Annotated in this window: 7 protein-coding genes; 2 read left to right on the top strand and 5 right to left on the bottom strand. The window is 69.6% G+C overall.

Annotated elements, in window-relative coordinates; genetic code table 11:
* Window positions 1-316: 316 nt before the first annotated feature.
* Entirely contained in the window at window positions 317-967 is a 651-nt protein-coding gene (locus A7A76_RS03700) for a DUF2239 family protein (RefSeq protein ID WP_206409926.1), read from the top strand.
* A 519-nt stretch (window positions 968-1486) separates the two neighbouring features.
* Window positions 1487-2845, top strand: a complete 1359-nt coding sequence (locus A7A76_RS03695) for an MATE family efflux transporter (protein WP_206409925.1) — start codon at window positions 1487-1489, stop codon at window positions 2843-2845.
* A gap of 164 nt (window positions 2846-3009) precedes the next feature.
* Here the strand turns inward: A7A76_RS03695 and pnp are convergent, their stop codons facing one another.
* From pnp to infB, 5 genes are all read right to left on the bottom strand, one after another.
* Complete coding sequence (pnp, locus tag A7A76_RS03690; RefSeq protein WP_206409924.1) at window positions 3010-5118, bottom strand: polyribonucleotide nucleotidyltransferase; 2109 nt, start codon at window positions 5116-5118, stop codon at window positions 3010-3012.
* 259 nt (window positions 5119-5377) lie between these two features.
* Window positions 5378-5638 (bottom strand): 30S ribosomal protein S15, encoded by a 261-nt coding sequence (gene rpsO, locus A7A76_RS03685; protein ID WP_074866877.1) that lies wholly within the window; start codon window positions 5636-5638, stop codon window positions 5378-5380.
* Window positions 5639-5913: 275 nt separating this feature from the next.
* Complete coding sequence (truB, locus tag A7A76_RS03680; protein ID WP_206409923.1) at window positions 5914-6861, bottom strand: tRNA pseudouridine(55) synthase TruB; 948 nt, start codon at window positions 6859-6861, stop codon at window positions 5914-5916.
* 226 nt (window positions 6862-7087) lie between these two features.
* The gene (gene rbfA / locus A7A76_RS03675; RefSeq protein ID WP_206409922.1) at window positions 7088-7498 is read right to left on the bottom strand and encodes a 30S ribosome-binding factor RbfA; all 411 of its coding nucleotides are present in this window, start codon (window positions 7496-7498) and stop codon (window positions 7088-7090) included.
* 117 nt (window positions 7499-7615) lie between these two features.
* On the bottom strand, window positions 7616-9690 hold a 2075-nt coding region (infB, locus tag A7A76_RS03670; protein WP_206409921.1), incomplete at its 5' end, for a translation initiation factor IF-2.

Below are 9690 nucleotides of genomic sequence, written 5' to 3'. Positions count from 1 at the left end.
ACCGCGCCGGCGGCAGCGCCGGCCGGCGCCAGCGGCGGCGCGCCGGGGGCCAACCTGCCGTCGATGTTCCTGATGCAGGGCGGCTTCGTGCCGGACGTGCAGCGCCAGGATTGCGAGGGCGCGGGCGAATCCGGGACTTAGCCCGGCGCGCGGGCCCGGGCGCTGGCGCGCGGACCAGAGCCGGCGCGCAGATGAGGCCGGCCATGGCGGGCGGGCATCGCTCGGCGCGGGCCGGCGCATTGGCGATCGCTCGGGGGCTTGTCATCCAATTTATACCCGGGTAATAATTGACGCCTCGCCCAACCCCGCCCTGCCGATGAATCCCGCGCCCGCCCTCGCCTACACCGCTTTCGCCGGCCACCGCCTGCTCGCCCGCGGCCGTCTGGCCGAGGTCGCGGTGGCCGTGCACGCCGCCGCCGCGCGCGGCGGCGACGCCGAACTGCTGGTGTTCGACGACCGCACCGGCCAGCAGATCGACCTGCACCTGGGCGGCGACGCCGACGCGGTGGCCGAGCGTTATCGCGAGTCGGCGGCCCCATCCGCGCCGGATGCCGCGGACGATGCGCCGCGCGAAAACGAAGCCCCGCGCGGCCGCGGCCGGCCACGCCTGGGCGTGACCGCGCGCGAGGTCACCCTGCTGCCGCGGCAGTGGGACTGGCTCGCCGCCCAGCCCGGCGGCGCCTCGGTGACGTTGCGCAAGCTCATCGACCAGGCGCGCAAGCGCGGCGAAGCCGGCAACCGCCAGCGCCTGGCGCGCGAGGCCGCCTACCGCTGCCTCAACGCCCTGGCCGGCAACGCCGCCGGCGCCGAGGAGGCGACGCGCGCGCTCTTCGCCGGCGACCGCGACGGCTTCGCCCGGCGCATCCAGGCCTGGCCGGCGGATGTGCGCGATTACTTGTTCGCGCTAGCCGATGGCGCGTTCTCCGCGGCGGATGACGAATCCGAATCAGGGACGACGGCGGCGTAACGGTCGCGCGGGTCGTCGCTACCGCAAAAGGCTGTGCCTTGCTTTAGTGGAACCGGATCGTCGGCGCTTCATCCGAGCATGACGCTGCGGTCTTTCGGTCCGCGCTTGTGCGGGAACGTCGGCTTTGAGTTGCCGTAAGACCGATCTTCCGTCGCTTCTGCCGACGCGCGGCGCGCTGTATCCGAATGAAGCCGCGCACAGGAAATTTTCTGGCGCGACGCGCTGAAGTCTCTGGATTCTCGGCTTCGCCGAAACAAAAGCGCAGCCGCTTTCGCAGGAACGACGGCTGCGAGGAGGCGTCGCCAAATCGATCGGTCCGATCGGCGATCCCGACGACCAGCGACGTGCCGGAACACCGATCCAAGCAACGATCCGCCCGACCAGTACCGCTCCCCCGCGCACCGCGATCCGCGCGGCGGCAGATGATTCCGCCATCCATTTCACCTCGCAGCGTCCGCCGCTGCGTTCTTTCCGAACCCAGCGTCCCCGCTCCCCGCGCCCAACTCCACAGGCCACCGCATGCGCGACCTCACCCAAGGCTCGATTCCCAAACACCTGATCTCGCTCGCCGTACCCATCGGCATCGGCATGCTGTTCCAGATGCTGTACGTGCTGATCGACCTCTACTTCGTCTCGCGCCTGGGCGACGCCGCCATCGCCGGCGTCGGCGCGGCCGGCAACCTGCAGTTCCTGATCATGGCGATGAGCCAGGTGCTCGCGGTCGGCGGCATGGCCCTGATCGCCCAGGCCTGCGGCCGCAAGGACGCCGTCGACGCCAACCGCGTGTTCAACCAGAGCCTGGTGCTGGCCGTACTGGCCGCGCTGGCCACGCTGGTCGCCGGCTATGCCTTCAGCGGCGCCTACATGCGCGCGATCGCCGCCGACGCGGCCAGCGCCGCGGCCGGCGTCGCCTATCTGCACGCGTTCCTGCCCGGGCTGGCGCTGCAGTTCGCCCTGGCCACGCTCGGCGCGGCGCTGCGCGGCACCGGCATCTCCAAGCCGACCATGCTGGTGCAGATCGTCACCGTCGTGCTCAACGCGATCCTGGCGCCGGTGCTGATCGCCGGCTGGCTCACCGGCCACGCGTTCGGCGTGGCCGGCGCCGGCTGGGCCAGTTCGATCTCGATCGCGGTCGGCGTGGCGCTGATGCTGCTGTACTTCGCGCGCCTGGAGCATTTCGTCGGCGTCGACGCGCGCGAACTGCGGCCGCAGCCGCCGGTATGGCGGCGCATCCTCGCCATCGGCCTGCCGCCGGGCGGCGAGTTCGCGCTGATGTTCGTGTTCATGGGCGTCACCTACTGGTGCCTGCGCGGGCTGGGCACCGACGCCCAGGCCGGCTACGGCATCGGCATGCGGGTGATGCAGGCGATCTTCCTGCCGGTGATGGCGATCGCCTTCGCGGTCGCGCCGGTGGCCGGGCAGAACGTCGGCGCCGGCCGCGGCGAGCGCGTGCTCGCCACCTTGCGCAGCGCGGCGCTGATCGGCAGCGCGGCGATGTTCGCGCTGACCCTGCTGTGCCAATGGCAGCCGCAGTGGTTCATGCGGCCGTTCGCCGACAACGCCCAGGCCGCCGAAGTCGCCACCGGTTTCCTGCGCATCGTGTCGTGGAACTTCGTCGCCTCGGGCCTGATCTTCACCTGCTCGGGCATGTTCCAGGCGCTGGGCAACACCCGGCCGGCGCTGTACGCCAGCGCGTCGCGGCTGCTGACCTTCGCCTTGCCGGCGATCTGGCTGTCGCAGCACCCGGGGTTCGAAGTGCGCCAGCTGTGGCTGCTGTCGGTCGCCACCACCGTGCTGCAGGCGCTGACGGTGCTGTGGCTGCTGCGGCGCGAGCTGCGCCGGCGCTTGCCGGCGATGGCGCAGGCCGCGGCGATGTAAGCGCGGCCCGCGCGCGGCGGCGCGGACGCGCCGTCGCGCGAACGGGCGGCGCCGCGGCGTCGGCGTCGCGCAAAGAAACCGGGCAAAGAAGCCGGGCAAAGAAAAAGCGGGCCGAAGCCCGCTTTTTCGTGATCCGCGATGGGATCGGCGATCAGTCGCGGCGATTACTCGGCCGCGACGCCCTCGCCTTCTTCCACGGCCTTCATCGACAGGCGGATGCGGCCCTGCTTGTCGACTTCCAGCACCTTGACCTTGACCACGTCGCCTTCCTTGAGCTTGTCGGAGACCTTCTCGACGCGCTCGTTGGAGATCTGCGAGACGTGCACCAGGCCGTCCTTGCCCGGCAGGATGGTGACGAACGCGCCGAAGTCCATGATCTTGGCGACCTTGCCTTCGTAGATGCGGCCCGGCTCGACGTCGGAGACGATCTGGTCGATGCGCGCCTTGGCGGCCTGCGCGGCGGCGGCATTGACCGAGGCGATGACGATGGTGCCGTCGTCCTGGATGTCGATCTGGGTGCCGGTTTCCTTGGTGATCGCCTGGATGGTCGAGCCGCCCTTGCCGATCACTTCGCGGATCTTGTCCGGGTGGATCTTCATCGTCAGCAGGCGCGGCGCGTACTCCGACAGCTCGGTGCGCGACTGGGTGATGGCGTGGGCCATCTCGCCGAGGATGTGCAGGCGGCCGGCCTTGGCCTGGGCCAGGGCGACCTTCATGATCTCTTCGGTGATGCCCTGGATCTTGATGTCCATCTGCAGCGCGGAAATGCCTTCCGAGGTGCCGGCGACCTTGAAGTCCATGTCGCCCAGGTGATCTTCATCGCCCAGGATGTCCGACAGGACGACGAAGTTGTCGCCTTCCTTGACCAGGCCCATGGCGATGCCGGCCACCGGCGCCTTGATCGGCACGCCGGCGTCCATCAGCGCCAGCGAGCTGCCGCAGACCGAAGCCATCGAGGACGAACCGTTCGACTCGGTGATTTCCGAGACCACGCGGATGGTGTACGGGAACTCTTCCATCGTCGGCATCACGGCGAGCACGCCGCGCTTGGCCAGACGGCCGTGGCCGATTTCGCGGCGCTTCGGGCCCATCATGCGGCCGGCTTCGCCGACCGAGAACGGCGGGAAGTTGTAGTGGAACAAGAAGTGTTCCTTGTACTCGCCCGAGACGGCGTCGATGATCTGGCCGTCGCGCGCGGTGCCCAGGGTGGCGACCACGATCGCCTGGGTCTCGCCGCGGGTGAACAGCGAGGAGCCGTGGGTGCGCGGCAGCACGCCGACCTTCGAGGCGATCGGGCGCACGGTGTCGAGCGCGCGGCCGTCGATGCGGACCTTGGTGTCGAGCACCGAGCTGCGCATGGTCTGGTATTCGAGCTCGCCGAATTCCTTCGACAGCTCGCCCGCGTGCCAGCCCTCGGCTTCGGCGCGGCCGGCCAGCGACTGCAGCACGTCCTTCTTGATCGCCGAGATGGCGTCGCGGCGCTGCAGCTTGTCGCGCACCTGGAAGGCCTGCGCCAGCTGGCCGCCGACGGCTTCCTTCAGCGCGCCGATCAGCGCTTCGTTCTTGGCCGGAGCTTCCCAGCTCGACGGCTTGGTGCCGGCTTCCACGACCAGTTCGTTGATCGCGTTGATGACCTTCTGCATTTCGCGATGGCCGAACATGACCGCGCCGAGCATGACGTCCTCGGACAGCATCTTGGCTTCGGATTCGACCATCAGCACCGCGTTGGAGGTGCCGGCGACGACCAGTTCCAGGTCGGAGTCGGCCAGCTCGGCGGCGGTCGGGTTCAGCAGGTACTGGCCGTTCTTGTAACCGACCTTGGCCGCGCCGATCGGGCCCTGGAACGGCGTGCCGGCCAGCGCCAGCGCGGCCGAGGCGCCGATCAGCGCCGGGATGTCGCCGTCGACTTCCGGATTGAGCGACATCACCGTGGCGATGATCTGCACTTCGTTACGGTAGTCTTCCGGGAACAGCGGCCGGATCGGACGGTCGATCAGGCGCGAGATCAGCGTCTCCTTCTCCGTCGCGCGGCCTTCGCGCTTGAAGAAGCCGCCCGGGATGCGGCCGCCGGCGTAGAACTTCTCCTGGTAATCGACGGTGAGCGGGAAGAAATCCTGCCCCTCGCGCGCGCTCTTGGCGGCGACGGCGGTCACCAGCAGCACGGTGTCGTCCATCTTGACGATGACGGCGCCGCTGGCCTGACGGGCGATTTCGCCGGTCTCCAGGGTCACCTGATGGTTGCCGTACTGGAAGGTCTTGGTAATTTTTGCCACGTTGGGTTCCTTCGGTATCTATGCGTTCCGGGCGGGGCCCTTGCCCCGCTCCGGTAGGCCGCCGGCGCGAGCGACCTGAGGATGGTTGTGTCGCGCGCGCGCTCCGCGCCGCGTTCCACGTGGCCCGAGGGCCGGTCCAGTTCGACGATCGCGCACGCGTTTCGTCGCTGGCGGCGCTGCGTCCTGCATCGCCCGGCGGAGTTTTCGTCTCCGCCAAAACAAACCGCGGCGCATCGCTGCGCCGCGGTTGGGTGTCCGATTAACGGCGCAGACCGAGCTTCTCGATCAGGGCCTTGTAGCGCTCGTTGTCTTTGCGCTTGAGGTAGTCCAGCAGGCTGCGACGGCGGTTGACCATCATCAGCAGGCCGCGGCGGCTGTGGTGATCCTGCTTGTGCTGCTTGAAGTGGCCGGTCAGCTGCTCGATGCGGGCGGTCAGCAGGGCGACCTGGACTTCCGGCGAACCGGTGTCGTTGGCGCCGCGCTTGTTGTCTTCAATGACTTTCTGGGTGTCGATCGACATGATGTTTTCTCTTTCAGATGCGCGGCCCGCAGAAGCGAATCGGCGCGGCCGTTGCCGCTCCGACGCACCGCCTGGCCCGCCGCTTGCTATGGTTGGGGATCGCGATCCAAGCGATTTCCGGTTGGAAGTGCTTGAAAAGCGGCGAGATTGTAACAGCCCGCTGCGACGATTGCGACCTTTGTCCGTGGCCGATCGCGACCGTTCGGGCGATTCGCGGGCGTCCCGGCGCTGTGCCCTGCCCGCCTGTTCAGCCAGTCGCCCGACGCCGGCGCGGTTCAACCGCCCTGCGCGGCCCAGCGGAACAGGCGCTGCGGCTGCAGGCGCCCGCCGCTCTGGCGCAGGCCCAGGCCGAGGCAGCGCCCGGTTTCGCCATAGATCGCGACCAGGCCCGGCTCGCCCTCGGCGCAGGCCACGGCCTGGCCGTGGCCCAGGCGCTGGGCGGCGACGGCGTCCAGGGCGACCTGCTCGAACCCGCTCAGGCCGGCCTCGATCGGCAGCAGCAAGGCGTCGAGGGCGCGCTCGTCGCCGCCTTCGGCCAGTTCGCGCAGTTGCTCCAGGGTCACCATCGCCGGCGCCAGGAACGGCTCGACCCACAACCGCCGCAAGGTCGCCACGTGGGCGCCGCAGCCCAACGCCTCGCCGAGGTCGCGGACCAAGCTGCGCACGTAAGTGCCCGAGCCGCATTCGATGTGCAGTTGCAGGCGCCGGCCGTCGCGGCCGGTCAGGCTCAGCGCGTGCACGCTGACTTCGCGTTCGGGCGCCTCGATGGCCTCGCCGCGGCGGGCCTTGGCGTACAGCGGTTCGCCGCCCTGCTTGAGCGCGGAATAGATCGGCGCGCGCTGCACGATGGTGCCGCGCAGCGGCGCCAGCGCCGCCTCGATCCGGGCGTCGTCGAAGTCGGGCACGGGGCGTTCGCGCAGCGGCGCGCCGTCGGCGTCGTCGCTGTCGGTGGTCAGGCCGAGCACGGCGGTAGTCACGTAGGCCTTGCGCGCGCCCAACAGCAGGCCGGCGATCTTGGTCGCTTCGCCGAAGCACAGCGGCAGCAGGCCGGTGGCGAGCGGGTCGAGGCTGCCGGTGTGGCCGCCCTTCTCGGCGCGGAACAGATGCCGCGCCTGTTGCAGGGCCTGGTTGGAGCTCAGCCCTTGCGGCTTGTCGAGCAGCAGCAGGCCGTCGACGTTGCGCCAGATGCGTTTACGCGGCGAAGTGAAGCGCGTGGTGTTCAAGCAGGACCTTCGCCCCAGGATGGCGGCCGGATGCCGGCGCGCGGGTCAACGTCTGGCGATGCTCGCACAACGCGCCGGAACGGGCGCGTGAAGCGCGCCGCCGCCGACGGGCGGAGCCGCCATGGGAGAGATTCGGGACTGGGTTCGGGAGCGGATACGGGCTTGGCGCAGCGCGCCGGCGCCTGCGCAGCGGCGACCGTCGCGCGGCCGTCGCGGGCGGCACGACTCAGGGCGAGCCCTTGTCCTGCCCGTCCTCGTCCGCGGCCGGCGCATCGTCGTCGCCCGACTCGGCCGGCGCCGCATCGCGCAGCAGGTGCTCGATGCGCTCGCCGCGGTCGACCGAATCGTCGTAATGGAAATGCAGTTCCGGCACGTGCCGCAGCTTCATCGCCCGGCCGAGCTGGAAGCGCAGCTCGCGCGAGAGCTCCTTCAGCGCCTTGACCGCTTCGGCCGAACGCTCGGCCTGCAGCGCGGTGACGAACACCTTGGCGTGGGCCAGGTCGCGGGTGACTTCGACGTCGGACACGCTGACCGACGGCAGGTTGTGCTCACGCACGGCTTCATGCACCAGCGTGCCCAACTCGCGGCGGAGCTGGGCGGAAACGCGGTCGGTGCGGTGGAACGATTTGCTGGGCATTCGGAGCGGAAATTAGCGGAGGGGAGCCAGGAGCTGGCGAAAGCGAAGCGGCGATAAGCGGAGAGGAGACGAGTCGGCTTCAGCCAACTCCCGACTCCTCTCCGCTATTTCCTGGCCTCACAGCGTGCGCTGGACCTCGATGCGCTCGAAGCACTCGATCTGGTCGCCCGGCTTGACGTCGTTGTACGCCTTCACGCCGATGCCGCATTCGGTGCCGTTGCGCACTTCGTCCACGTTTTCCTTGAAGCGGCGCAGCGATTCGAGTTCGCCTTCGAAGATCACCGCGTTGTCGCGCAGCACGCGGATCGGCTTGGAGCGCTTGACCACGCCCTCGACCACCATGCAGCCGGCGACCGCGCCGAACTTGGAGCTGCGGAACACGTCGCGGACCTGGGCGATGCCGATGATCTCTTCGCGGATTTCCACGCCGAGGATGCCCGAGGCGACCTGCTTCACCTGGTCGATCACGTCATAGATGATCGAGAAGTAGCGCAGGTCGACGCCGTTGGCCTCGATGATGCGGCGCGCGGAGGCGTCGGCGCGGACGTTGAAGCCGATCACCGTGGCCTTGGCGGTGGCCGCGGCGTTGGCGTCGGACTCGGTGATGCCGCCCACGCCGGAGCTGATCACGTTGATGCGGATCTGCTCGTTGGACAGCGCGACCAGGGCCTGGCGCAGCGCTTCCACCGAACCCTGCACGTCGGCCTTGACGACGAGGTTGAGGCTCAGCTGGCCCTCGCCCTTGCCCATCTGGGCCATGATGTCTTCCATGCGGTTGCCGGCGGCGGCGACCAGGCGCGACTCGCGGCGCTTGGCGTCGCGCTGCTGGGCCACGTCCTTGGCCAGGCGCTCGTCCTCGACCACGACGAAGTCGTCGCCGGCGTCGGGCACGCCCGACAGGCCGAGCACCTGCACCGGAATCGACGGGCCGGCCTGTTCGACCTGCTTGCCGGTTTCGTCGAACAGCGCGCGCACGCGGCCGTAATGCACGCCGCACACCAGGTAGTCGCCCTTCTTGAGCTGGCCCTGCTGGACCAGCACGGTCGCGACCGGGCCGCGGCCCTTGTCGAGCGCGGATTCGATCACCGTGCCGGTGGCGCGGCCGACCGGAGCGGCCTTGAGTTCGAGCACTTCGGCCTGCAGCGAGATCGCGTCGAGCAGATTGTCCACGCCCGCGCCGGTCTTGGCCGAGAGTTCGACCATCTGGGTGTCGCCGCCGAACTCTTCGGCGACCACGTCCTCGCTCAGCAGTTCGTTCTTGACCCGCAGCGGATCGGCGTCGGACTTGTCGATCTTGTTGATCGCCACGATCAGCGGGACGCCGGCGGCCTTGGCGTGCTGCACGGCTTCCTTGGTCTGCGGCATGACGCCGTCGTCGGCGGCGACGACCAGCACCACGATGTCGGTCAGCTTGGCGCCGCGCGCGCGCATCGAGGTGAAGGCGGCGTGGCCCGGGGTGTCGAGGAAGCTGATCACGCCCTTCGGCGTTTCCACGTGGTACGCGCCGATGTGCTGGGTGATGCCGCCGGCTTCGCCGGAGGCGACCTTGGTGCGGCGGATGTAGTCCAGCAGCGAGGTCTTGCCGTGGTCGACGTGGCCCATGATGGTGACCACCGGCGGACGCGGGGCCTTGTCGCCCTGCACTTCCTCGGCATGGGCCAGCAGCGCGTCTTCGGCGTCGTTGCCCAGCGCCTTGACCACGATGTGGCCGAGCTCTTCGGTCACCAGCGCGGCGGTGTCGTGGTCGATGCTCTGGTTGATGGTCGCCATGACGCCCATCTTGAACATCGCCTTGACCACGTCGCCGCCCTTGAGCGCGAGCTTCTGCGCCAGGTCGGCCACGGTGATGGTCTCGCCGATGGCGACTTCGCGCACGATCGGCGCGGTCGGACGCGAGAAGCCGTGCTGGCCGCCGCCGGAGCGCGACTGCTCGGACTGGCGGCGGTTCTGCTGCGGCCGGCCGCCCTTGCCGCGGGTGTTGCTGTTGCTGCGGCGGGCGCGGTCGGACGGCGACAGGTGCAGCTGGCCGGCGAAGCGGTTGGCCGCATCGTCGTCCTCGACGCCGGCGACCATCGCGTGCGAGCCGCGGGTCTTGTGGCGCGCGGCGGCGGCGTTGCGGTCGTCGGCGGGACGCGCGGGCTCGGCGCGGGCCGGCTTGGGATGGCCGTGGCCGTGGGCCGGAGCCGGCTTGC

The organism is Lysobacter enzymogenes (genome assembly GCF_017168095.1).
Classification (GTDB): domain Bacteria; phylum Pseudomonadota; class Gammaproteobacteria; order Xanthomonadales; family Xanthomonadaceae; genus Lysobacter; species Lysobacter enzymogenes_D.
This window is presented reverse-complemented; position numbering and strand designations above follow the sequence as displayed.